Source organism: Pseudomonas stagnisoli (genome assembly GCF_048595745.1).
GTDB classification, from domain to species: Bacteria; Pseudomonadota; Gammaproteobacteria; order Pseudomonadales; family Pseudomonadaceae; genus Aquipseudomonas; species Aquipseudomonas alcaligenes_A.
Genome location: NZ_CP184361.1, coordinates 1,328,223 through 1,350,876, shown reverse-complemented (window position 1 = coordinate 1,350,876; position 22,654 = coordinate 1,328,223). Strand labels below are relative to the sequence as shown.

Annotated in this window: 24 protein-coding genes; 11 read left to right on the top strand and 13 right to left on the bottom strand. The window is 64.9% G+C overall.

Features of this window, described 5'->3' with window-relative positions:
• Nucleotides 1-202: 202 nt before the first annotated feature.
• The 8 genes from ACOAPY_RS06500 to ACOAPY_RS06465 form a co-directional block, all read right to left on the bottom strand.
• Nucleotides 203-2,131 carry an asparagine synthetase B family protein gene (locus tag ACOAPY_RS06500; protein WP_465155737.1) on the bottom strand — a complete coding sequence of 643 codons (1,929 nt, stop codon included), beginning with the start codon at nucleotides 2,129-2,131 and terminating at the stop codon, nucleotides 203-205.
• On the bottom strand, nucleotides 2,128-3,687 hold the full coding sequence (locus ACOAPY_RS06495) for a cobaltochelatase CobT-related protein (protein ID WP_465155735.1): 1,560 nt from the start codon (nucleotides 3,685-3,687) through the stop codon (nucleotides 2,128-2,130). Before ACOAPY_RS06495 ends, ACOAPY_RS06500 begins: the two co-directional genes overlap by 4 nt.
• Nucleotides 3,684-4,634 carry an AAA family ATPase gene (locus tag ACOAPY_RS06490; RefSeq protein WP_465155733.1) on the bottom strand — a complete coding sequence of 317 codons (951 nt, stop codon included), beginning with the start codon at nucleotides 4,632-4,634 and terminating at the stop codon, nucleotides 3,684-3,686. Before ACOAPY_RS06490 ends, ACOAPY_RS06495 begins: the two co-directional genes overlap by 4 nt.
• Entirely contained in the window at nucleotides 4,627-5,472 is an 846-nt protein-coding gene (locus ACOAPY_RS06485) for a sulfotransferase domain-containing protein (protein WP_465155731.1), read from the bottom strand. The genes ACOAPY_RS06490 and ACOAPY_RS06485 overlap by 8 nt, the downstream gene beginning before the upstream one ends.
• Nucleotides 5,469-6,380, bottom strand: a complete 912-nt coding sequence (locus ACOAPY_RS06480) for an ATP-binding protein (protein WP_465155729.1) — start codon at nucleotides 6,378-6,380, stop codon at nucleotides 5,469-5,471. Before ACOAPY_RS06480 ends, ACOAPY_RS06485 begins: the two co-directional genes overlap by 4 nt.
• 294 nt (nucleotides 6,381-6,674) lie before the next feature.
• Nucleotides 6,675-7,448, bottom strand: coding sequence for an enoyl-CoA hydratase (locus tag ACOAPY_RS06475; protein ID WP_465155727.1), 774 nt, complete (start codon nucleotides 7,446-7,448; stop codon nucleotides 6,675-6,677).
• A 182-nt stretch (nucleotides 7,449-7,630) separates the two neighbouring features.
• Nucleotides 7,631-8,569, bottom strand: coding sequence for an iron-sulfur-binding ferredoxin reductase (locus ACOAPY_RS06470; RefSeq protein ID WP_465155725.1), 939 nt, complete (start codon nucleotides 8,567-8,569; stop codon nucleotides 7,631-7,633).
• Nucleotides 8,562-9,689, bottom strand: coding sequence for a GGDEF domain-containing protein (locus ACOAPY_RS06465; RefSeq protein ID WP_465155723.1), 1,128 nt, complete (start codon nucleotides 9,687-9,689; stop codon nucleotides 8,562-8,564). Before ACOAPY_RS06465 ends, ACOAPY_RS06470 begins: the two co-directional genes overlap by 8 nt.
• A gap of 259 nt (nucleotides 9,690-9,948) precedes the next feature.
• Here ACOAPY_RS06465 and ACOAPY_RS06460 point away from each other — a divergent pair, with 259 nt between their 5' ends.
• From ACOAPY_RS06460 to ACOAPY_RS06425, 8 genes are all read left to right on the top strand, one after another.
• A complete protein-coding gene (locus tag ACOAPY_RS06460) occupies nucleotides 9,949-11,472 on the top strand; it encodes a fumarate hydratase (protein WP_465155721.1) in 1,524 nt (507 codons plus the stop codon).
• 182 nt (nucleotides 11,473-11,654) lie between these two features.
• Complete coding sequence (locus ACOAPY_RS06455) at nucleotides 11,655-12,224, top strand: antibiotic biosynthesis monooxygenase (protein ID WP_465155719.1); 570 nt, start codon at nucleotides 11,655-11,657, stop codon at nucleotides 12,222-12,224.
• 190 nt (nucleotides 12,225-12,414) lie between these two features.
• A complete protein-coding gene (folM, locus tag ACOAPY_RS06450) occupies nucleotides 12,415-13,125 on the top strand; it encodes a dihydromonapterin reductase (RefSeq protein WP_465155717.1) in 711 nt (236 codons plus the stop codon).
• Nucleotides 13,126-13,146: 21 nt separating this feature from the next.
• Nucleotides 13,147-13,707 carry a GTP cyclohydrolase I FolE gene (folE, locus tag ACOAPY_RS06445; RefSeq protein WP_021700792.1) on the top strand — a complete coding sequence of 187 codons (561 nt, stop codon included), beginning with the start codon at nucleotides 13,147-13,149 and terminating at the stop codon, nucleotides 13,705-13,707.
• On the top strand, nucleotides 13,707-14,078 hold the full coding sequence (folX, locus tag ACOAPY_RS06440) for a dihydroneopterin triphosphate 2'-epimerase (RefSeq protein ID WP_465155715.1): 372 nt from the start codon (nucleotides 13,707-13,709) through the stop codon (nucleotides 14,076-14,078). The genes folE and folX overlap by 1 nt, the downstream gene beginning before the upstream one ends.
• 97 nt (nucleotides 14,079-14,175) lie before the next feature.
• Nucleotides 14,176-14,469: a DUF1244 domain-containing protein gene (locus ACOAPY_RS06435; protein WP_465155713.1), complete on the top strand. Its 294-nt coding sequence runs from the start codon at nucleotides 14,176-14,178 to the stop codon at nucleotides 14,467-14,469.
• Entirely contained in the window at nucleotides 14,469-14,807 is a 339-nt protein-coding gene (locus ACOAPY_RS06430) for a HopJ type III effector protein (RefSeq protein WP_280055323.1), read from the top strand. The genes ACOAPY_RS06435 and ACOAPY_RS06430 overlap by 1 nt, the downstream gene beginning before the upstream one ends.
• Nucleotides 14,808-14,931: 124 nt before the next feature.
• Complete coding sequence (locus ACOAPY_RS06425) at nucleotides 14,932-15,519, top strand: putative glycolipid-binding domain-containing protein (RefSeq protein ID WP_465155711.1); 588 nt, start codon at nucleotides 14,932-14,934, stop codon at nucleotides 15,517-15,519.
• A 268-nt stretch (nucleotides 15,520-15,787) separates the two neighbouring features.
• On the opposite strand, the gene ACOAPY_RS06420 is transcribed toward ACOAPY_RS06425, so the two are convergent.
• Complete coding sequence (locus ACOAPY_RS06420) at nucleotides 15,788-16,615, bottom strand: ATPase (protein WP_076427640.1); 828 nt, start codon at nucleotides 16,613-16,615, stop codon at nucleotides 15,788-15,790.
• Nucleotides 16,616-16,847: 232 nt separating this feature from the next.
• Here ACOAPY_RS06420 and ACOAPY_RS06415 point away from each other — a divergent pair, with 232 nt between their 5' ends.
• The 3 genes from ACOAPY_RS06415 to ACOAPY_RS06405 all read left to right on the top strand — a co-directional run bounded on the left by ACOAPY_RS06415 (nucleotide 16,848) and on the right by ACOAPY_RS06405 (nucleotide 19,225).
• Entirely contained in the window at nucleotides 16,848-17,192 is a 345-nt protein-coding gene (locus ACOAPY_RS06415; RefSeq protein ID WP_465155709.1) for a hypothetical protein, read from the top strand.
• Nucleotides 17,193-17,271: 79 nt separating this feature from the next.
• On the top strand, nucleotides 17,272-18,084 hold the full coding sequence (locus ACOAPY_RS06410; RefSeq protein ID WP_465155707.1) for a SirB1 family protein: 813 nt from the start codon (nucleotides 17,272-17,274) through the stop codon (nucleotides 18,082-18,084).
• Nucleotides 18,085-18,151: 67 nt separating this feature from the next.
• Nucleotides 18,152-19,225, top strand: coding sequence for a hypothetical protein (locus ACOAPY_RS06405; RefSeq protein WP_465155705.1), 1,074 nt, complete (start codon nucleotides 18,152-18,154; stop codon nucleotides 19,223-19,225).
• 118 nt (nucleotides 19,226-19,343) lie between these two features.
• Here the strand turns inward: ACOAPY_RS06405 and ACOAPY_RS06400 are convergent, their stop codons facing one another.
• From ACOAPY_RS06400 to ACOAPY_RS06385, 4 genes are all read right to left on the bottom strand, one after another.
• A complete protein-coding gene (locus tag ACOAPY_RS06400) occupies nucleotides 19,344-20,255 on the bottom strand; it encodes an SDR family oxidoreductase (protein WP_465155703.1) in 912 nt (303 codons plus the stop codon).
• A 131-nt stretch (nucleotides 20,256-20,386) separates the two neighbouring features.
• Nucleotides 20,387-20,917: a DUF1569 domain-containing protein gene (locus tag ACOAPY_RS06395; RefSeq protein WP_465155701.1), complete on the bottom strand. Its 531-nt coding sequence runs from the start codon at nucleotides 20,915-20,917 to the stop codon at nucleotides 20,387-20,389.
• Nucleotides 20,896-21,801 carry an alpha/beta fold hydrolase gene (locus ACOAPY_RS06390; RefSeq protein WP_424924211.1) on the bottom strand — a complete coding sequence of 302 codons (906 nt, stop codon included), beginning with the start codon at nucleotides 21,799-21,801 and terminating at the stop codon, nucleotides 20,896-20,898. Before ACOAPY_RS06390 ends, ACOAPY_RS06395 begins: the two co-directional genes overlap by 22 nt.
• On the bottom strand, nucleotides 21,798-22,574 hold the full coding sequence (locus ACOAPY_RS06385; protein ID WP_465155699.1) for a class II aldolase/adducin family protein: 777 nt from the start codon (nucleotides 22,572-22,574) through the stop codon (nucleotides 21,798-21,800). The genes ACOAPY_RS06390 and ACOAPY_RS06385 overlap by 4 nt, the downstream gene beginning before the upstream one ends.
• Between the last annotated feature and the right edge of the window lie 80 nt (nucleotides 22,575-22,654).

The following is a 22,654-nucleotide window of genomic DNA, read 5'->3' as shown; positions in this document are numbered from 1 at the left end:
ACGTCCACGAACGCCTGCCCTACCAGGCGCCCAGTCTTGTCCGACTGGATCTCGCACACACCAAGGCGGGTGGTCCAGGCTTGGGGGATGCGAGTATTCTGTCCTGATTGCCAGCCGACAGGCCCTTTGAAGATTTGACCGCTCACTGCATGGATGCAGGATGCCGAAGCCACAGTAGCGTCAATGGCCCGCCAAACCGCTACTAGCGATTGTCCGGTTCGGCATAGCGGATGAAGTTGCCCATGGCGACACCCCGGAGCAGCTTTAGACGATAGCGCTTAATGGTCGCCATATCGGCCCAGCCCTCTTCGGGCCAGTTTTCAAGCAGCGCCTCCAGAGCGGGGAGATCGAGCAACTGGGCCGCGCGACGATGTTGGCGCAGCTGCCGCAATTGCTCGCGCAGACGCTCACGATCAGCGCCAAGTCCCTCATACCAGTCAGCGAACTGATACCCCTTGCCGCGCCCCTGGAGAATCTCCTCGGGTAGCACGTCAGCCATCAGCCGACGCAACAGCCAGCGCGGCTGCCCATCGCGCAGATACTGCGAGTCCGGCACACCCAGGCAAAACTCCACCAGCCGCCGGTCGCAGGTGGGGTCGCGCATTTCCAGCCCACGCACGTTCGCCGCAGCAAGCGCCGCGCCGGTGTCAATGCGACCTAGCACGGCCAGGCGCATGGCCCTGCCATCGTGCCAGGGTCGGTAGCTGAGATCCCAGCCCTTGGCATCGGCGCGCCGCTGCAGCCATCCCGCGGTCAACTGCTGCTGGTTCACCGCCGTATAGCGATCAAGCCCCCCGCCAAAGTCGCCACGCCGGATCGCCACCTGCTGCCAGAGCCACGCTGGCATCGACGCGCCAACCGTACGCAGGACGAGGCCGCGCTTGCGCCATTGCGGATGCGTGCGCTGGTAGGCACACAACTCACGCCACCATTGCAGCCATCGCCCCTTGCGCCAGAGCGACGCCATGTAGGGATAGCCGTGATAGGAAATGGACATGTTGCCCATCTGCCCGGTCAGCATCACCTTGCAGCCGCGCGCTTGTGCGTCGCGCTCGATGGCCCGCAGCCAGACGTTATTGCAAGGGTTGACCGGGGACTGATCCAACTCGTCGATCGACTCATCCAGCAAGGCCAATGGGGACTCGCCAGAGGAGCGCAGAATCACGTGATCGACATTGTCGAAACGGCCTGCCAGCAGCGCTGCCACCTTGCTTTCATCGCCATGACGGTCACGCGGCACGGGCCCTGTGAAACCCTCTCTGGGCGCAGCCGTATAGGCAGTCAGGCGCTCGCCCCTGTGCGCCAGTTGGCGCGCGGCGTAGGCCGTTACGGTAGAACTGTCGAAGCCGGAACTGAGGTGTGACGCCACGGGCCCGCTGCTGCGCAGACAGGCCGATACGGCCCGCTGGAGGTGCTCGTGCAGCGCCTCGACATAGTCCTCGTCACGCGTGAAGCGCACCTGCGGGCCACTCCCCAGGCGTCGGTGGACATGAGTGGAAAGCTGATTGCCCTCCACCAGCACGAACTCCCCCGGATTCACCCGCTGGATATCCTTGAACGAACAGCCCGCCATCGGCAGCAGAGCCAGCTGTTCGAGCACGCTCTGCTCATCGACACTGCGCGGCACACCCGGTACGCAGAACAAGGCCTTGGGCAGCGAGGCAAAGGCCAGGAATCCGGACTGTCGGTGCCAGAACAAAGGCTGACCGCCCATGACATCACGGGCCAGCCAAAGACGCCGGCGCTGCGGTTGCCAGCAAGCCATGGCGTAGCTGCCCTCGATGCGCTCGAGGGCCTGGGTGTCCCAGCGCTGGCAGGCCTGCGCCAGCAACTCGGCATCGGCCATGCGGCTTGCCAGGCGCGGGTCCAGCGCCAACTGAGCAATCAGCTCGTCACGATTGTCCAGACGCCCCGCCAATACCACCAGACAGTCGCCGAGCACGACGGGCTGACGGTCATGCTGATCTTCTGGCGTGGTGCGCAGCAAGGTGCGCACCAGCCCGGCTCCAGCGCCCTGCCAGGTGTCCTGGGCATCGCGCCCGTAGGGCGCAAGTATGCTGCTCATGCGCTGCAGTACATTGCGCTCCAGCGCTTGACCGTCAAAGCGAACGATACCGGCAATGGCACTCATGCGAACCTCTCCTCGCGCAGGCCCTCGAGCAGCTGCGGTAACTGCTCGAACAACACGCCAAAGATCGCCTCCGGGCCTTGCAGCCTGAGGCTGTTGCGATAGTAGTGGGCAATGCCCTGGCCCATGCCAATGGCTGCCAGATGAATCGGCCCACGCTCGATCATGGCGATGCTCTGGTGCAGGTGCCTGCGCAGATAGTCAGGGCCATTGGCCGCGATGGTCGCTTCGTCATGCGGAGCCCCGTCGCAGAACACCAGCAGAATCTTGCGCCGCTGCGGCTGTTTGAGCAGGCGACTGGCCGCCCAGAGCAGCGCCTCACCATCGATGTTTTCCCCCGCGAGCGGGGCCTGACGCATCAACAGCCCGCCGCTGGCGCGCCAGGGTTGCCGCACGCTTTTGTAGACGAGGTAGCGCGTGGCATTCAGTCGCCCCGGCAAGGCCGGCCGCCCCGCCGCCAACCAGGCGTCATGCACCGGGTTGTCCTGGCCGGCGTAGCGCGTGCCGTAGCCCAGCACCTCGCACGACACACCGGCAGCCTCGAGTGCACGCACCGCAAGGTCGACCGCCAGCAAGGTCATCTGCTGCGGCAAGCCGCGCATCGAACCGGACTGATCGAGCAACAGGGAAATGCAGGCATCGGTCAGAGGCGCCTGTTGCGGCTGGCGGAATATGGCCGTGTTGGCACTGGTCACCACTGATGTCAGGCGGCGAGCATCGAGCATGCCTTCGGGCTGATCGAAGCGCCAGCGATGCTGCTGCAGGCTTTGCAGACGTTTGCGCAGCTGCTGGGCAAGGCGCCTGGCTTGCGCCTGGACCTCGTCGCTCAGGGCCGCCTGCGGCTGTTGCGCCAGAGCCTTCAACTCGCGCACGCCCAGCACCTCGTCCCAGGCCTGGGAAAAAACCCGATAAGGTGCCTGCTGTTGCTCAGGCCAGTGCTCAACCGGACATGAAGGCAGGTTCTCCCGTCCCCCGGCCGTCGCGCCGGCAACCATGGGCAGTGTGGGTAATGGCTGCACGGATGCAAATGTGCGGGCATAGGCCTCGACCAGAGGCTTGATCATCCGAGCGAAGGCCTGGGCATCGGCCAACTGCAGACGCGCCTCGGACAACAGTATGGGCAACAGCGTACGCAGTTGCTGCAACTGACGCTGGCGTCCGCGCTCAAGCAGACGCGACAACCAGTGGCCAGCCGCCTGATCGGGAACCTGCCATTGCCCTTCACCCAGCTCACCGCCCGCCAGGGCGATGCGAGCGCACTGGTAAAGGTGCGCGGCAGGCGACAAGGCGTTGGGCAACGGCGGTAGACACGCGAGGTTATGGGCCATGCCCGGCAGATGCTGGCTGGCCAGCGTGTCCACCCGCGCCTGTTCGATCACCCTGTACCAGGGCTGTTCAAGTACGGAGAACAGCGCGTCGGCCTGTGCGTCATGCCAGCGCTGCCAGGCAGCGTGAGCATCACTACGGGATCGATCCGCATGAGCAACGGATACCCCGGGCGTGCCGGCATAGATGGCCGGCCAAGCCTGTAATGCTCCGGAGGCGGAATCGCCGCTCATCGGCCTGCGTCAGGCAATTCGCGCGCGAAGCAGCGCTGGTACAGCTCGGCAACCAGCGGCCGCTCGGCCACGTCACAACGATTGAGAAACGACAAACTGAACGCCTGCGCCATGTCTTCGAGCAGCACCAGGTTCTCGCCCCAGGCCAGCAGCGTGCGCAACGACAGCAGCGAGGACAGTTCGCCCTGCTCATGCGCCTGGCGACAGAGACATGCCAGCTCTAGCATGCCCCTGACCTGCTCCTGAGTCAGCGTGGGCAGCCGCGCATGGATGATCCGAGATTCCTGCTCCTTGCCCGGATACCCCAGCTCCAGCATGACATTCCAACGGTCAAGCTGTGCCTGATTGAGCACCTGCGTGCCGGCATAAAACCCTGCGCTATCCCCGTTGCCGGCCGTGTTGCCAGTGGCGAACAGACGAAAAGCCGGATGGGGCGTGATGACCTGATTCTGATCCAGCAAGGTCAGACGCCCATCGGCCTCCAGCAGGCGCTGGATCACGAACATCACCTCGGGACGCCCCGCATCGTACTCATCGAGCACCAGCGCCATCGGGCGCTGCAGTGCCCAGACCAGCAGGCCGGGCACGAACTCGGTGACCTGCTTCCCATCACGCACGACCAGCATGTCACGCCCGATCAGGTCGGCCCGGCTGACATGGCCGTCGAGATTGATGCGCAGGCAGGGCCAGTTCAGCCGGGCAGCGACCTGCTCGATATGCGTCGACTTGCCACTGCCGTGTGGCCCGTACAGATAAACACGGCGGGCATGGGCAAAGCCCAGAAGAATGGCGCGACAGACATGCGGGTCGAACTGGAAGGCGGGATCGACCACCGGCACATGATCACTGGCCTGGGTGAAGGCAGGCACCGACCAGGGTAGCGGGCAACCGAAGGTCGCCTGAGGGTCACATCGCGTATCGGGAGACTCGCTGCCGGCCTTACTCATCAAAAGCTCCACTTTCCAAATAACCGAAACGCTCCATCATCGGCGCATGAGCATCCAGGATGCGCTGGATCTGCTGAGGGCTCAGCATGGAACGACCATAGCCGCTCTTGCCTTTGTTGAAGAAGGGGCGATCGAAATACCTTTCTTTAAAGCCACTACGCTGCTCCTGCTCGGCCAGCACCTTGAAGTCACTGAAACACAGTGCTTTGGCAACTGCCTGCGGATCATGGGGCAAATTCAGGAAACGGGCTGCCGCCGTGAATGTCTGAAGAGGCTTATCGAGCATGTCTTCATAACGCATGACGTGGACGGGCACATCCGTCTGCTCGAGCCAACTACGCACATGTCCTGACCAGCATGATATCCGCTGACTGGTCTGAGGGCGGTAGCGCTTCAGGTTGCGATTGAGGACAGACTCGCTATCGAGCGCGATGGCCACCGCCCGTTCGAGATCACAGCCAAAATGGCTGGCCAGCGAGGGCACGACATCCAGCGGATTGCGCACCAGGTACACGGCGCCCGCCGTGCCATGGCGGCCAATCAAAGGCGAACCATCGGCGCAATAGCCATAGGCATCATGAATCTTGACGTAGCGGGATTGGCTCTCACCCCACTGGTAAACGGCAGGTCTTAATTGCTGTAACTCGTCATCACTGAGATCCGCGCTGGGAATACCCAACACGTCATCCAGCCAATATCGATCGGCAGCATGACCGCCGATCAGATGGTTGATCTCGACGGGCTTGTCGGTATCGCTCAACAGATTGCTGATGAAGGTACGCAGCCAGGTATTGCCGCTCTTGGGGTAAGACGCCAGCCAGTAAATACCCTCACTCATGCAACGACGCCTTGGTCCGCGAGAATCCTGTCGACCAGACTCTCGACATCGAAGACTGCAGAGCTGCGCATGAGCTGCTTGACCTTCACCTTGCCGGCGACCGCGACGGTGAGTGAAAACCGCTGCGCCTGCAAACCCATCGCATCGATGAAACGCGGTCGGTAATTGTGCTCACAGAGCTTGCCGAAACGCTGGAAGCCGTCCAGCGACTCTAGGGTGGGGCTGGGCAGGGTGTGATGGTCCAGGATGTACAAACCACCCAGAGCAAGCGGCTCCAGCGCCGCCGAGCGATCCAGCGGCAAACTGAATTTCTCCAGCATGGGCCTTATCCGCTGCAGGCCTGCGGTCTCGAGCCCCAGATGCTCGATGCTGTCGGCCCACAGCTTCGCGCGGGCAATGCCCGGCATCACCCATCCATCCGCTGTAACGGCGACCACGTCATCCGCCAACGTCTCATAGCCCCTGAGTGAAAAGGCGGTCGCCAAGGTGGATTTGCCCGCCCCGGAATGGCCGAGACAGACGATGCAGCGGTCATCGATTCGCACGGCATTGCCGTGCAATACCAGAAACCCCCGCTGCATCAGCAATGCTCCAATTGCCGAACCGAGGAGGAATACGCGGATGCTGTCCTCATCGATACCCGCAACCGGATCGAAAAGGATCTCCCTCCCCTCTCGCACCAGGAAGGTGACGACACCCGGTATCTGTAGCCACAAGCAGGTTTTCGAAGCCCAGAGAAAAGGCCCCACCTGCTGCAACTCGCCATAACGTTCTGGAGCATCCAGCGCCATTTGACGAATCTCGACATCGACATCACCCGCAGCATCGGGAGACAGGGACGATAGCTCGGGCAATGACAAATCAGCGCCAATGGACAGGCCATAGGCCTTATGCAGAATTCGCGACATAGATTGCAGCTGAGGCCTTATCCAGAAGGGTCGGAGGGAACAGGAAGCCGCCTCGATTGTTCCACAGCGCTCGAAGGCCGGCCAGCCAAGGTTTCAAGTGCGCGGCACGTTCCGGCAGGCTGGCGGGCAGCGCTCCTTCTCGAGCAACCACAGCCCATGAGCGCGGCGCGACCCTATCAGCCAGACCTGACCGCCACTGGCGCCGCCCTCCAAGACGACGATACTGCGGTTGGGTAACGCTCCGGCCACCAGCAGGCATTCCGCTCGGCTGCTGCCATCGCAGCCAGATCCATCCTAAGCGAACCTGGAAAAGTCCGGCTTCCTGCGCTGCATGAAAGCTGAAAGCGCCTCGATGGCTTCAGGCGAACGCAGGCGCTGTCCGAACAGTGCGCCCTCCTCCTCGATCACCTGGCGCAGTTGCTCGCGCCCCGGCGCACGCATCAGGCGCTTGCTGTCGGCGACCGCCGAGGGCGCTAGGTCGAGGAAGCGCAGGGCCATTTCGCGAGCCTTGACCAGGGTGCTCGGCCCATCCTCCAGGACGGCGCCGGCGATGCCCCATTCGGCAGCCTGCGTGCCAGTAAAGACCTCACCGAGCAGCAGCACCTCGGCGGCCCGGGCGGGCCCCAGCAGTTGCGGCAGCAGCAGGCTGGAGCCGAACTCCGGGCACAGCCCAAGGTTGACGAAGGGTGTGCGCAGCTTGGCGTCGCGGCTGACGTAAACCAGGTCGCAGTGCAGCAGCAACGTGGTGCCGATGCCCACCGCCGGACCGGCCACGGCGGCCACCACCGGCTTGGCGAAGTCGAACAGCGCGCGCATGAACTGGAATACCGGACTGTCCATGCCGGTGGGCGGCGCCTGCAGGAAATCCGCCACGTCGTTGCCGCTGGTAAAGCACTCGGGACCACCCGTGATCAGTACGACGCGCACCGAACGATCGGCATTGGCCGCGTCCAGCACCTCGGCCATTCGGCTGTACATGGCGCGGGTCAATGCATTCTTCTTGTCGGCGCGGTTCAGGCGCAGGGTCAGCAGGCCGCCCTCTTGCTCGACCAGTATGTGTTCGCTCATGGCAACTCCAAGGCTTGGCCCCGACTTGGAACCTGCTTCAGGTTTTTTGAGCTAGCGCCAAGCAAGGCGAAATTAGGTGAGGACCGGTCGGAGTCGCGGGCGACTTTCCGAAGTGTAAATGAGCAGTCCGAGCCTAATTTCAACGCAGCTTGGCCGACGATCAAGAAGTCTGAAACCGGTTCTCACGCATGGGGCAGAAAAAGATCAGCCAGCACCTGACTGCGCGGCACGCCGAGGATGAACAGACGGCGGGCAAAGGCTTCCACGCTGGTGGGCGAGCCGCAGAGTAAGGCGACGGTCTGCCGCGAAACAAGCCGCAGTTGTGCCAAAAACGCCGCCTGCTCGGACGCCGTCAGCAGTTGCACCTCAAGCTGCGGATGCGTAGCGGCCAGCGCCTGCAGGGACCCGGCGAGGTAATGCCCGGAGCTGTCTTGGGCCTGGTGAATGACCCGGATCGGCCCCTGGTGATGCTGGCGCAGCGCCTCGCGCAGTATTCCCCACAGCGGCGCCAGGCCGGTGCCCGCCGCCAGTAGCCACAGGGGGCGCTCATGCCAGGCCGGATCGTAATGCAGCGCGCCACCACGCAACTCGCCCAGACGCAACACATCACCGGCTTGCAGCTGGCGCGCCGCATTACTGAAGGCGCCGCCCTGCCGGCAGTCCAGGTGAAACTCCAGCCAGGGTTCCTCGCCCGGCAGGCTGGCCAACGAATAGGGTCGTGCCACGCCATCGGCGGTCCACAGCACCAGGTGCTGACCGGCGGCATAACGCAACGGCCTGTCCGGCAGCAGGCGCAGGCGCAGCACCGTCGGGCTCAGCCAGTCGAGCGCCTGCACCTGCGCCGGCAAGCCATCGCGGGCGGGATCGAACAACTGTACTTCAAGGTCCTCGACCACCTGGCACTGGCAGGCCAGGCGCCAGCCCTGCTCGCGACGCGCCTCGCTCAGCGCCTCTGGTTGATTGTCCAGCGGCTCGCCGCGCACACAGCGCACCAGGCAGGCATGGCAGCTGCCGGAGCGGCAGCTGTAAGGCACGCACAAACCGGCTCCGTTGAGGGCATCGAGCAAATTGCTCGCAGCAGGTACCGACAATTGCTGGCCGGCGGCTTTCAACTCAGGCACCCGCGCCCTCCCAGGCCGCATCACAGCGGTTGCGCCCGCCGCGCTTGGCCCGGTACAGGGCCTGGTCGGCGCGCTGCAGGGCCTCGTCAAGGTCATCGCCGGCGCTGAGCAGGGTCATGCCGGCAGACAGGCTGAGATTGTGCACCTGCACACCCACCGGCTCGGCATTGGCGAAGGCTTCGCGCAGGCGCTCGCAGCAACTGGTGAACTGGTCCGCGTCGGTGTCGGGCAGCAGCAGCACGAACTCCTCACCACCGTAGCGGGCCAACACGTCGCCATCCCGCAGGCAAGCCCGCGCCACGGCAGCGAAAGTCTGCAGCACGCGGTCGCCAGCCGCATGACCGTAGACGTCGTTGATGCGCTTGAAATGATCCAGATCGATCAGGGCAAGGCCGTGCTGGCGGCCATGATCGAGATTGTCCAGCTCACGCAGGGCCAGGCGCAGAAAATGACGGCGGTTGAACAGACCGGTCAGCTCATCGGTGGCTACCAGGTCCTCGAGCTGGCGCATCATGCCGCGCAGGGTGTCCTGGTGCGCCTGCAGCGCGTAACGGCGTTGACGCATGCGCTGGCGCAGGGCCTGTACGTAGCTGGCAAACAGGCTCTGCCAGACCAGGCCGATAAACAGCGCGCAGCACTGCAGCAGGGCCTGACCGGGGTTGTCCATGCGCAGCTGGTAGCCTTCCCACAGGTTGAGCCCGGCGAAAGCAAAGAAGGCGATGGCGGCGCACCGCACGAACACCCGCGGGCGTAGCTGGAATACGCCGAACATCAGGATGATCAGGTAGAACATCAACAGGCTGCCGCGCGCGCTGTCGAGCTGGGCCAGCAGTGCAGTGTGCAGAGCGACACCGACCAGGATCTGCGCCTCGGTCAGGCTCGGATCGACAAAGCGCAGATTGAGGCCGCTGCGGAACAGTCCATAGAAAGCCAGCTGGCTGAGTGCCACCAGGCCGGTACAGAACAGGGCGAAGCTGACCGTACCGCTATAGACGCCAGCCCAGAGGGCTACCCACATCAGCATCAGCACCAGGGCATAGCTCGCCACTGCCATGCCGAATCGCTTCAGCAGCAGGCTCTGCAAGCTCCGCTTTGTACCCCCTGGACTGCTCGTGCTCATGGGCTCCATCCCGTACTGGCACCTTGCCCAACTCTACCCCCGTGATCACAAAATTGATAGCAGCCCCCTAGACCATCGGCCAACGAGCACGGCTGTGCCCACTCGGGCCGCCGCGCTATACTGCGGCGCCTTTTTTGTGGCCCGCCATCGGTGGGCTGCCACGGTACGACCGTCGGGTCGTGCCCGAGGACTTTCACCGTTGCGCCGGGTCGTGGTCCGGCGTTTCCTTATAGATGTTCCCTGACAGAGGAGCGCCCCAATGACCGTGATCAAGCAGGACGACCTGATTCAGAGCGTCGCCGACGCCCTGCAGTTCATCTCCTATTACCACCCCGTCGACTTCATCCAGGCCATGCATGAGGCCTACCTGAAGGAAGAGTCGCCGGCCGCCAAGGACTCCATGGCGCAGATCCTGATCAACTCGCGCATGTGTGCCACCGGCCACCGCCCGATCTGCCAGGACACCGGCATCGTCACCGTGTTCATCAAGGTCGGCATGGACGTGCGCTGGGACGGCGCCACCATGAGCGTCGACGACATGATCAACGAAGGCGTACGTCGTGCCTACAACCTGCCGGAGAACGTCCTGCGTGCCTCGATCCTGGCCGACCCGGCCGGTGCCCGCAAGAACACCAAGGACAACACCCCGGCGGTGATCCACTACTCCATCGTCCCCGGCGACAAGGTGGAGGTGGACGTCGCGGCCAAGGGCGGCGGCTCCGAGAACAAGTCGAAGATGGCCATGCTCAACCCGTCCGACTCGATCGTCGACTGGGTACTCAAGACCGTACCGGAAATGGGCGCCGGCTGGTGCCCGCCGGGCATGCTCGGCATCGGCATCGGCGGTACCGCCGAGAAAGCCGCGGTGATGGCCAAGGAAGTGCTGATGGAGCACATCGACATCCACGAGCTGAAAGCCCGCGGCCCGCAGAACCGCATCGAGGAACTGCGTCTGGAGCTGTTCGACAAGGTCAACCAGCTGGGCATCGGCGCCCAGGGCCTGGGCGGCCTGACCACCGTGCTCGACGTCAAGATCATGGACTACCCGACCCACGCCGCGTCGCTGCCGGTGTGCATGATCCCCAACTGCGCCGCCACCCGCCACGCCCACTTCGTGCTGGACGGCTCCGGCCCGGCCGAACTGGAAGCGCCGGACCTGTCCGCCTACCCGGAAATCGTCTGGGAAGCCGGCCCGAGCGCGCGTCGCGTCAACCTCGACACCATCACCCCGGAAGAGGTGCAGAGCTGGAAACCAGGCGAAACCATCCTGCTCAACGGCAAGATGCTCACCGGCCGCGACGCCGCACACAAGCGCATGGTGGACATGCTGAACAAAGGCGAAGAGCTGCCGGTCGACCTGAAGGGTCGCTTCATCTACTACGTCGGCCCGGTCGATCCGGTGGGTGACGAAGTGGTTGGCCCGGCCGGCCCGACCACCGCCACCCGCATGGACAAGTTCACCCGCCAGATCCTCGAAAGCACCGGCCTGCTGGGCATGATCGGCAAGTCCGAGCGCGGCCCGATCGCCATCGACGCGATCCGCGACAACAAGGCCGTGTACCTGATGGCCGTCGGCGGCGCCGCCTATCTGGTGGCCCAGGCGATCAAGAAGTCCAAGGTACTGGCCTTCGCCGAACTGGGCATGGAAGCGATCTACGAGTTCGAGGTGAAGGACATGCCGGTGACCGTGGCCGTCGACACCAAAGGCGAGTCGGTGCACATCACCGGCCCGGCCATCTGGCAGAAGAAGATCCACGACAGCCTGGCCGTCGAAGTGAAGTAAGCGCAAACGCGTGGTGCAAAAGCCCGGCCCAGTGCCGGGCTTTTTCTTTGGCTTGCCGCCGCGCTGGCCATTCCCCCAAAACGACAATAATATTGACCTAATTCTATGTTCCGCCATCACCCCGGCGGGCCATACCGCGCACCGCCCTACCCGGGCCGCGCCTGTCGTTCTGGAGATACACGATGTCTACCGATCCGGTCACCATGCTGGTGGCACGCCGCGTGCCACGCGAATGCCTGCAGGATTTCCGCACCTGGCTGCACGAAGGCCAGCAACTCGCCGCCGACTTCCCCGGCTATCTCGGCTCCGGCGTCCTCGCCCCTCCGCCCGAAGACGACGAGTTCCAGATCATCTTCCGCTTCACCGACTCCACCACCCTCGCCGCCTGGGAACACTCAGCCTCGCGGCGAGCCTGGCTGCAGCGCGGCAGCGGTCTGTTCGCCCAGCCCCATGAGCACCGCGTCAGCGGTCTCGACACCTGGTTCGGCAATGCCCTGCGTCGTCCACCACGGTGGAAACAGAGCGTGGCGATCTGGCTGGCGTTCTTTCCGGTATCGCTGGCGTTCAACCTGCTGTTCGGTGGCCTGATCAGCGAATGGCCGATGCCACTGCGCGTGTTACTCAGCACCCTGCTGCTGACGCCGCTGATGACCTACTGGTTCATCCCGCTGTCGACGCACCTGCTGGCCCCGTGGCTCAATCCGCGCAAGCCCGAAAAAGGCCCAAGCCTTGAGCAGGACTCGATGGCCTAATCTATACAATTCGGAAAAATCTGTACAAAACGTACAGCTTTTCGAAAAACCTCAAGATCAGCAAAATCAATACAATCATTGAGTTAGCAGTAAAGCCAAGCCAAGAACGGGGTAATTTCGCATCGCTTGTTGTACAGATTATCCGTCTGGTATAACCTGAGCCCATTGCTCAACTACTGCGAGAACCGCCATGCCCTCCTCGGCCGCGCCCATTCTCATCACCGGAGGCGCTCAACGCATCGGCCTGCACTGCGCACTGCGCCTGCTGGAAAGCGGGCAACCGGTGATCGTCAGCTACCGCAGCGAGCGCGAGGGACTGGCCGAGCTGCGCGAGCGTGGCGCCATTACCCTGGCAGCGGACTTCTCCAGCGAGGCCGGCATTCTCGACTTCATCGCCCGCCTCAAGGATCACACCGACAGCCTGCGCGCCATCGTGCACAACGCCTCCGACTGGGAAACCGAAACCCCGGGCCATGAAGCCGAGGTTTTCCAGCGCATGGTCAGCGTGCACATGCTCGCTCCCTACCTGCTCAACTTGCATTGCGAGGCTCTGCTGCGTCACAGCAGTCCGGCGGACATCGTCCACATCGGCGATGACGTGACCCGAACCGGCAGTGCCAAGCGCCCGGCCTACTGCGCTAGCAAGGCCGGCCTGGACAGCCTGACTCTGTCCTTCGCCGCGCGGTTCGCGCCGGCGATCAAGGTCAACGGTATCGCCCCGGCGCTGATCCAGTTCAACCCGGACGACAGCCCCGAATACCGCGCCAAGCGTCTGGCCGAGTCGGCAGTGGGCATTGAGCCCGGCGCCGAAGTCATCTACCAGAGCCTGCGCTACCTGCTGGACAACCCCTACGTCACCGGGACCACCCTGACCGTCAACGGCGGCCGCCATCTCGTCTGAACGCGCCGCGAGGAATAGTCGATGAATACTCAACTGCCCCACCACTACCGCGAGATCCTGGTCGGCCTGGGAGAGAATCCCGAACGCGAGGGTCTGCTCGACACGCCCAAGCGCGCCGCCAAGGCCATGCAGTACCTCTGCCATGGCTACCAGCAGTCGCTGGAGGAAATCGTCAACGGCGCGCTGTTCGCCTCGGACAACGACGAGATGGTGATCGTCAAGGACATCGAGCTGTACTCGCTGTGCGAACACCACCTGCTGCCCTTCATCGGCAAGGCGCACGTCGCCTACATCCCGACCGGCAAGGTGCTGGGCCTGTCCAAGGTGGCGCGTATCGTCGACATGTACGCCCGTCGCCTGCAGATCCAGGAGAACCTGACCAAGCAGATCGCCGATGCCATCCAGCAGGTCACCAATGCCGCCGGTGTGGCCGTGGTGATCGAGGCCAAGCACATGTGCATGATGATGCGCGGTGTGGAGAAGCAGAATTCGGTGATGAGCAGCTCGGTGATGCTTGGCGCCTTCCGCGAGTCCTGCAACACTCGTCACGAATTCCTGCAACTGATCGGACGGAACAAGTAATGCCGCGACTGGAACCCGGGATGGCGCGCATCCGCGTCAAGGACCTGCGCCTGCGCACCTACATCGGCATCAAGGAAGAGGAGATCAACAACAAGCAGGATGTGTTGATCAACCTGACCATCCTCTACCCTGCCGTGGACGCAGTGCGTGACAACGACATCGACCACGCGCTGAACTACCGCACCATCACCAAGGCGATCATCGCCCACGTCGAGGGCAACCGCTTCGCCCTGCTCGAGCGCCTGACCCAGGAAATCCTCGACCTGGTCATGGAGCACGCATCCGTGCGCTATGCCGAGGTGGAAGTGGACAAACCACACGCCCTGCGCTTCGCCGAGTCGGTGTCCATCACCCTCGCCGGTCATCGCTGAAGCCGGGTGGGGCACGGCCAGCCCAGGCTGTGCCCGGCATTGCTGCTGGCAGCGCAGACTCCTATCATCTGCGCTCTCCGCCGCCCTCGAGCCGATCATGACCGAACAGCAACGCCTTGAACTGGAAGCCGCCGCCTTCCGCGCCTTGGTCCAGCACCTGCGCTCGCGCACCGACGTGCAGAACATCGACCTGATGAACCTTTCCGGCTTCTGCCGCAACTGCCTGGCCAAGTGGTACAAGGCCGCTGCCGATGATCTCGGCGTCGGGCTGGACCAGGAACAGGCTCGCGAAGCCATCTACGGCATGCCTTATGCCGAGTGGAAAGCCCAACACCAGAAGGAAGCCACTGCCGAGCAGCAGGCGGCCTTCGCACAAGGAAAGCAACACTGATGAGCCTGCAAGACTTCCGCGCCCGCCTGCATCACGAGCAGTTCCAGTTCGCCGAGACCCTGGCCTTCGTCGCCGAACACTACGACTACCAGCCCAGCGCCTTCCGCAACGGCGCCGTGGAGAGCGCCGCCGGGCAGAACGAGGGCTCCTGCAAGACCCTCGGCCTGGCCCTGCTCGAAGGCCTCAGCCTGGAGGAGACCCTGCGCGCCTTCGGCGAGCACTACCGCGCCGTGCTGGCCAATCCCAGCGGCAACGACCACGCCAATATCCGCGCCCTGCAGGACACCGGCCTCGGCGGTGTGCAGTTCGCCCAGCAGCCGCTCAAGCGCAAGGCCTGAGCTGCGCAACAAGCTGCGCAACTGTCGGCTTTGGCTGACAGACAATGAGTAGCCTCTACCTTATGCTCCTCCCTCGTCGCCCACCGGCAGGATGCCGGTTCCCCTTGAGCGGAGGAGTGCAAGGATGCAGCAGAACCTGGTCTGGAAGCCCTGGACCAACCCCGGGGTCGAACACCTCAGCCTGGCGGTCGCCAGCGATGGCATCAGCGCCAGCGGCCAGCTGATCCAGAGCATTCGCGGCAACAGCATCGCCGCCACCTACCTGCTCAACTATGACGAACGCTGGCGCTTCCGTCGCCTCTGGCTGAAGGTCGACAACCAGGGCCAGCGCAGCCTGGAGCTACGCCGCGATATCCGCGGTCACTGGCATCTCAACGGTCGCCCGCGCGAGGACCTCGCTGACTGCCAGCAGGTGATATTGTCCGCCACACCCTTTACCCACACCGCACTGCTGCAGTCCGGCAGCCTGGCCGTCGGCGATGGCGAGCGCTTCCGCGTGGCGCACATCGACCTGCTGGGCCTGCGCGTCGAGCCACGCACTCAGCGCTACCAGTGCCTGCAACGACACGCCAGCCATACCCTCTACCAGTGCGATGCGGAAGGTCACGAGCCGTGCGAGCTGACCCTGGATGGCGACGGCCTGCTGGTACAGGCCATCGGCCAGTTCATCCGCACCAGCCGGCAGCTGCTGCGCCAGGCCGGCTGCGCCTGAGCAGCCGCTGGCCCGGCGCATGCGCGCAGGCCAATGCGACGCATAAGAAAGCCCCGCCAAAGCGCCAATGCTGCCTACACAAGCCGTGACCTGCGCGATCCAGTCCCCTCTCCCCAGCGGGGAGAGGGTTAGGGAGAGGGGGGAAGCAACAGTGCGCCTCCGGCCCTCTCCCCCACCCCTCGCCCATAAATGGGAGAGGGGGCCAATCGAGCACTCACTGAGTGAACAGCACTACGCCAAAGCGGGGCCTTTCCGTTCAGCCGGGCAATCAGCGGGTGTTGAGCTGCTGCTGCAGATTCTGCACCTGCGCGGTCAGCGCATTGATGTTGCGGGTGACCTGGGCGCGGAAGGCATCGAACTCGGCGGTGTTGTTCTGCGCCGCCGGGCGGTTCTCCAGCTCGCTGCGCAGCACCAGCAGGTCCTGCTCCAGGTTACGCACGGCCTGGCTCGGGTCGCCCTTCTTCTTCAGCGCCTCGATATCGCCGGCCTGGCCCTTGAGCTGCTCCTGCAGCTTGCCGACACCGGCCAGGCCGGTCTTCTGCTCGGCCGCCAGCTTGTCCAGCTTGCCATCGAACTGCGCCGTCACGCCCTGCTGGGCCTTGAGGTCGGCGGCCAGCTGGTCGAGGCGCTTGCCCTGGCCACTCTGCTGGCCGTTGAGGTTCTGCTGCTGCTTGGTCACCTCGGCCAGCCTGGTTTCCAGCTGCTTGATGCGCAGCTTGAGCGCCTCGCTGTCACTGGTCACGCTCGACTCGGTGGCCACCACCTTGCCGGAGATGTCCTGGATTCGCCCGGCGGCCTCCTCGCTGATGCGGGCGAAGGCATCCTGGGTCGCCACGATCGACTCCTGCATGTGCAGAACCTGCTGGTAGCTCCACCAGCTCAGGCCGCCCAGGGCGATGACCAGGGCGCCGATCAGCGCCCACAGCGGGCCGGTGCCATAGCCGCGGCGGCGCTCCACCTGCGGATAGGTCGGCGCGCTGCGTTGCGGCGCGTGGCTGTGACTGGGGGCGTGTCCGGCCTGGAAATCGTCGCGGTCGCGCGGGTCTGTGGTCAGGCTGGGTACATGCTCCAGCTCGTCATGGGCGTCGTTGCGCATAGAAACCTTCAAAAATGCGGAAAGGTGTTACGGATGGCGGCGAGTATACCCGGTTAACCGCCCCGGCTTCAGCGGCGCCAGACCGGTGCAACCCTGCACCAGGCATGGGCAACCGAAACCCCATGGACCTGTGAAGCGCCGCACAGTTCGCGACCTGCGCGTGCTGGTACGCACCTTGCTAATGCCTGAGCGTGGAGCCGCCGGGCCGAGCAACCGACACGAGGGAGCCGACATGGAACTGAACAAAGCCGTTCTGGATTGCATGCAGTCGCTGCGCCGCCGTCTGCGTGAGGAATTGTCCGTAGACATCCGCCTGAGCCAGCCTGACGCCGTGGAGGCCATGCTGCTGGCCTGCCTGCGCTCCAGCGACCAGGACACCCGCAACCTGGGTATCCGCCTGGCCGAGCTGAGCGACTTCCAGCAGGCCGCCGCGCAACCTGCCGCAGCCCAGGCGAGCCGCCAGTACCGTGGCCACGAGCTGCCGGAGCACGCTGCCCCGGCAACCGCCCCGGCGCAGGAGGACGCCGCGCGTGGCCACTCGGTACGCATGTACCGCGGCCAGCGCGTCTACGCCTGAGGCCAGCAGCGGAACGACTGGACGAGTCGGCACCCGGCGGTTAATAGTCTGCTGACGCGTCTCGTCACGGGAGAACCGCATGACCGCTCGCCCCGCCTGGCTGAACTGCCTGGAAGCAGACCCGCCCGCGCTGCTTGAAGCGGCCTTGTGGATTGCTGCCGAGCATGAACCGACCCTGCAGCCGGCGCAGGTCATGCGCGAGTTCGCCAACCTGCGCCAGCAGGCCTCCGCCGGTCTGCCCAACCTGGCCGCACCAGAGCTGGCACAGCCGCTGCTGCGGCGCCTGGGTGAGCTGGACTTCCATGAAGACGACGACCTACCCCTGCGTCCAAGGGCGGCGTTGCTGCACCAGGTGTTGCAGCGCCGCCGCGGGCAACCGCTGTCACTGGCGTTGATCGCCCTGGAGCTGGCCCAGCGCCTGGATATCCCGCTGCAGGCCGTCAACTTCCCCGGGCACCTGCTGCTGCGCGTGCCCGGTGCCGACCACCTGCTCGATCCCTGCACCGGCCGACGCCTGTACACCCGAGACTGCCGCGAACTGCTCGCCCGCGTCGCCGGCCCAGGCGCGGAACTCAGCGCCCGGCATATGCAGACCTGTGACAGTCGCGCCCTGCTGCTGCGCCTGTCGCGCAACCTGTGCCACCTGCACGGCGCCGCCGGCGATCCGGTCGCCGCGCTCAAGGATGCCGAGCGCATCCTCCTGCTGGCTCCGCCGAGCAGCGCCGATCACCAGCTGCGCGCCGCCATCTACCGCGAGCTGGACTGCCCCCAGGCCGAGCGCTTCGATCTGGAGCGGGCACTGCTGCTGTGCGAGGACGAGCGCGAGCGCGTGCAACTGACCCAGCGCCTCGACCAGCTGGGTCGGCATGGACGCACCCCGGCGCTGCATTGACAGCGCCACTGACTCCCGCCATAACTGAGCGCGCCCCAACACAATAAAAACTCAAGGGTCGCTCACCATGCGCAAGCTTTTCCTGCTTTGCCTGCTGTGCCTTTCCTCGCTCGTCCACGCCGCTCCCGGCGTTTTCCCCGACTCCACCTTCAACAACCTCGACTACGGCCTGTACTGGTTCGGCCAGGGTGATACCTGGCAGAAAGCCGTGCCCGGCCAGAGCAACGCCTACTACGGCGCCAGCAAACCCACGGTGATCTACATCCATGGCTGGCAGAACGGCTCCACCGCACGCAAGGACCGCGAGACCTTCAACCGCGAAGGCGCCGGCGGCCCGAGCCTGGACCTGGCCTCGGCCTGGCTCAGCGCTGGCTACAACGTCGGCGTGCTGTACTGGAACCAGTTCGCCGACGAGGGCGAAGTGACCGACGCCGAGGCCAAGATCTGGAGCGCCAGCGGCCCGCGCGCCATGCGCTGGCGCAACGCCAGCGGTGCCTACAGCAGCGGCCCGGCGCAATCCGCCGGCGACCTGCTGTTCAACAGCTACAAGGACAACATGGCCGGCTACAGCGGCAGCAACATCCGCATCCTCGGTCATTCGCTGGGCAACCAGATGGCCATCGTGCTGACCAAGAAGATCAGCGACGCCGTCACCGCCGGCACCCTGAGCAGCAAGCTGCTGCCCAAGCGCGTGGCGCTGCTCGACCCCTTCTATTCCAACAACGCCAAGAGTTGGCTGGGTAACCAGTGGACCGGCGCCGTGTGCCGCAACTATGTCAGCGAACTGAAGGGCAAGGGCGTGATCTTCGAGGCCTACCGCAGCTCGGCCGTGACCAGCACCGTTTTTGTCGGCGATGCCAACACCGGCCTGATGAAGATGACCGCGTTCACCGAGCTCAAGCCCTGGTACTTCAACAGCACGCAGATCACCGAGAAGCACAACTCGGCCGTCTGGCATTACCTGTGGTCGTTCAGCTTCAACCCGCCGCTGATCACCGGCACCAGCAACCAGGCTGCCTCCGCCAGAACCGCGGACAGCCGCATCAGCACACTGATGAACGGAACCCAGAAGCTGGTGCACGACCAGGGCGCCTACACCAAGGAACCTTCGGACGATAACTTCAAGCTGCAAGCGCGCTGATGCGCTGGCGCAGGCCACCCCGGGGCAATCCGGCCTGCGCAGCGGCGCCATGCGCGTTGTGAAAATGAAAAGGCCGGCAGTGATGCCGGCCTTTTTTGCAGATGCCTGAACGCGCGAATCATCCCGCGTGCTTCTGCAGGTTGGCCATCATCTCGCGCAGCGCGGTGACGTTGTCGTCCGGATGCACGGCGCCGGCGAAATCACCGATCTGCTGCCAGCTGGCGGCCACGTCTTCCGGGCTGAAGCCAGCCTTGGGGTCGAAGCCGGCGCCCAGGCTGCGCTCCCAGCGCACCTTGCCGACCCAGCCGCCACCCACTTCGTAGAGGCCGCCGGTGTCCTTGCACTGGTCGCTGCCCAGGTACACCACCAACGGGCTGACCAGTTCCGGCTTGAGCTGCTCGAACACCTGCGGCGGAATCAGGCCCTCGGTCATGCGGGTACCACCGGTGGGCGCGATGGCGTTGACCAGCACGTTGTTCTTGCGCCCCTCGATGGCCAGCGTGCGGGTCAGGCCGTACAGGCCGAGCTTGGCCATGCCGTAGTTGGACTGGCCGAAGTTGCCGTAGATGCCGGAGGTGGAGGCGGTGAAGATGACGCGGCCGTATTGCTGCTCGCGCAGGTGCTCCCAGGCGGCGCGAGTGACCTTGTAGGCGCCCTCGACGTGGACCTTGTAGACCAGGTCCCAGTCGGTGTCTTCCATCTTGTGGAAGGACTTGTCGCGCAGGATGCCGGCGTTGTTCACCACCACATCGACGCGGCCGAAGCTGTCCAGCGCGCACTGCACAATCTGGCCGCCGTCGGTCACCGAATCATGGTTGGCCACCGCCTCGCCACCCAGGGCCTTGATCTCGGCCACCACCTTGTCCGCCGCCGAGGCGTTGGCACCCTCGCCGTGGGTGCTGCCACCCAGGTCGTTGACCACCACCTTGGCGCCATGCTTGGCGAACAGCAGCGCGTGGGCGCGACCGAGGCCACCGCCGGCGCCGGTAACAATCACGACCTGGTTTTCGAAACGGATGGCGTCGCTCATAAAAGGCTCCTCTGGGCAGTCGGCGAAAGCCCGGAGTGTCCCGCAGCGATGCGGCCCGGGCAACGAACCGCGAGCAGACTGAATATCGCCCGATAAGGCCGGGGGATAACCGCCACGCGGGCGGCAGCCGATCAGGCGGGGCGGATCAGACTCAGGTGGTTGTACAGGTGCAGAACATGGGCCGCGGCGTATTCCTCATGGCTGAGGGCGCCATAGGCGAAGTGCGGCTTGAGCTCGCCGGTATGCGCGGCAAAACGCTCGAAGGCGGCCTGCAGGCGCTGCAGAGCGGCCTCCTGGCTGGCCGGTTCGGCCAGCGGCGCAGCGCCGGGAATGGCCTCGGTCAGCGGGTGGCGCATGGCGCCACGAGCGCTGAATACGGCAAAGGCGACCGGCCCGACGCTGTGGCGGAACCAGGCCGGCTTCAGCTGCGGGTAACCCTCCATGGAGTACTCGATGCTCTGCGCGCAATGGTTGAACACTTCAGTCGGGGTCCAGCCCTGGATACTCACCAGGGCCTTGCCCTGGAAGCCCGCCAGCACGCTGAGCGCACCGTCCAGGGTGCGCGCGGCCGGCGCTGTGCCGGTGGGCAGCGCCCAGAAGCCGGCTCCCAGAACTGCAACGCCCCCTACGGCAGCTCCCTTCAACAGCGTGCGTCTTTGCATACCTTCGCCTCCCAGCGCTCACGGAATTGCAGATAGTGACCCAGCACCTCTGCGGGTGCCTCGGTCTGCGGATAGTGGCCTATGGCCGGCAGTAAAACCGTGTCGGCGCTCTCGATCAACTCACGATAGCGTTCGACCATGTGCGCGCCGGAGATGGGATCGACGGCGCCATCAATGACCCGCAGCGGCACGCGCGTCTCCTGCATGGCCGCCACCCAGCGCTCACGATTGACCCGACGCTCGGGCATGTAGCGGATCAGCCGATGCATCACCGCGGGCCCGTCGTTGTGCGCGATCAGCTCCCAGAACCCGTCCAGCTCGCTGTCACTGGGCGGCGTCTGCGGACCGAACACTCTGGTCAGGTTGGACTTCAGCTTGCTGCGCGAGAACAGCCTGCCGAGCAGCGGCCCGAGCGGACTGAGCAGCAGTTTCTGGGTCAGCACCGGGCGATGGGTCTCGGGAAACAGGCCGCCATTGAGGAACACACAGCTGGCCAGCTGGATGCGCCCTTCCTGGTGCCGCGCCAGCAGTTCCTGGGCCACGCTGTCGCCGTAGTCGTGGGCCAGCACATGCACCGGTTCGTCGATGCCCAGGTGGCTCAGCAGCGCCTGCTGCAGATCGGCCTGTTCCAGCAGGCTGTAGGCATGGCCACGCGGCTTGGCCGAGTAGCCGAAGCCGAGCATGTCGCAGGCGATTACCCGGTAGCGCTGCGCCAGCGGCTGCCACAGGTAGTGCCAGTCCCAGCTGGCGGTAGGGAAGCCGTGGATCAGCAACAGCGGCTCGCCCTGCCCCGCCGTCCAGTAGCGGATCGCCTGGCCATTGAAGCTGAAACCGCGCCCCTGCGCCCGCCACTCGGCCAGGGCAATGCCCGGCAGGGCCGTCACTGGTCGTAGCCCGGCATCTGCGCATCGAGCTTGCGCAGCAGCGCCGGCCACGGCAGCGCGCCGCCCATGCCCTGCGGGCTCTTCATCACCCCGGCGATCATCGCCCGGGCGCCATCGAGGATCTGCTGCGGGATATGGATCAGCTCCGCGCCGCCGCTCTGCGCCATGACCTGGACCTCGCAGGCGCGCTGCAGGGTGAACATGCCGAGGAAGGCGTCGGCGATGCTGCCGAAGGCGGTGAGCAGGCCGTGGTTGGGCAGGATCATGAAGTTCTTGTCACCCAGGTCGGCCTGCAGGCGGGCCTTCTCGTCGTGGTTCAGGGCCACGCCCTCATAGCCGTGGTAGGCCAGGCTGGCGAGGACGAACAGCGACTGCTGTGACAGCGGCAGCAGGCCCTGCTTCTGCGCCGACACGGCGATGCCGGCCGGGGTGTGGATGTGCAGCACGCAACCGACGTCGTGGCGCACCTCGTGCACGGCGCTGTGGATGGTGTAGCCGGCCGGGTTGATGTCGAACGGGCTGTCCATCAGCTTCTTGCCGGCCAGGTCGACCTTCACCAGGCTGGACGCGGTGATCTCGTGGAACATCAGCCCGTAGGGGTTGATCAGGAAATCCTCGGTGCCGGGTACCTTGGCCGAGATATGGGTGAAGATCAGGTCGTCCCAGCCGTACAGGGCGATCAGCCGGTAGCAGGCGGCCAGGTCGACGCGGGTCTGCCATTCGGCGGCGGAAACCTGGTTCTTCAGATCGGGCAGGTTGAGCGGAGCGTTCACGGCGATCACCTCGGCACTGTTGTTGTGCCGAGGAGTCTAGCCAGGGCGGCGGGCCGCTCCAGTTGCCTTGCCGGCCAGCG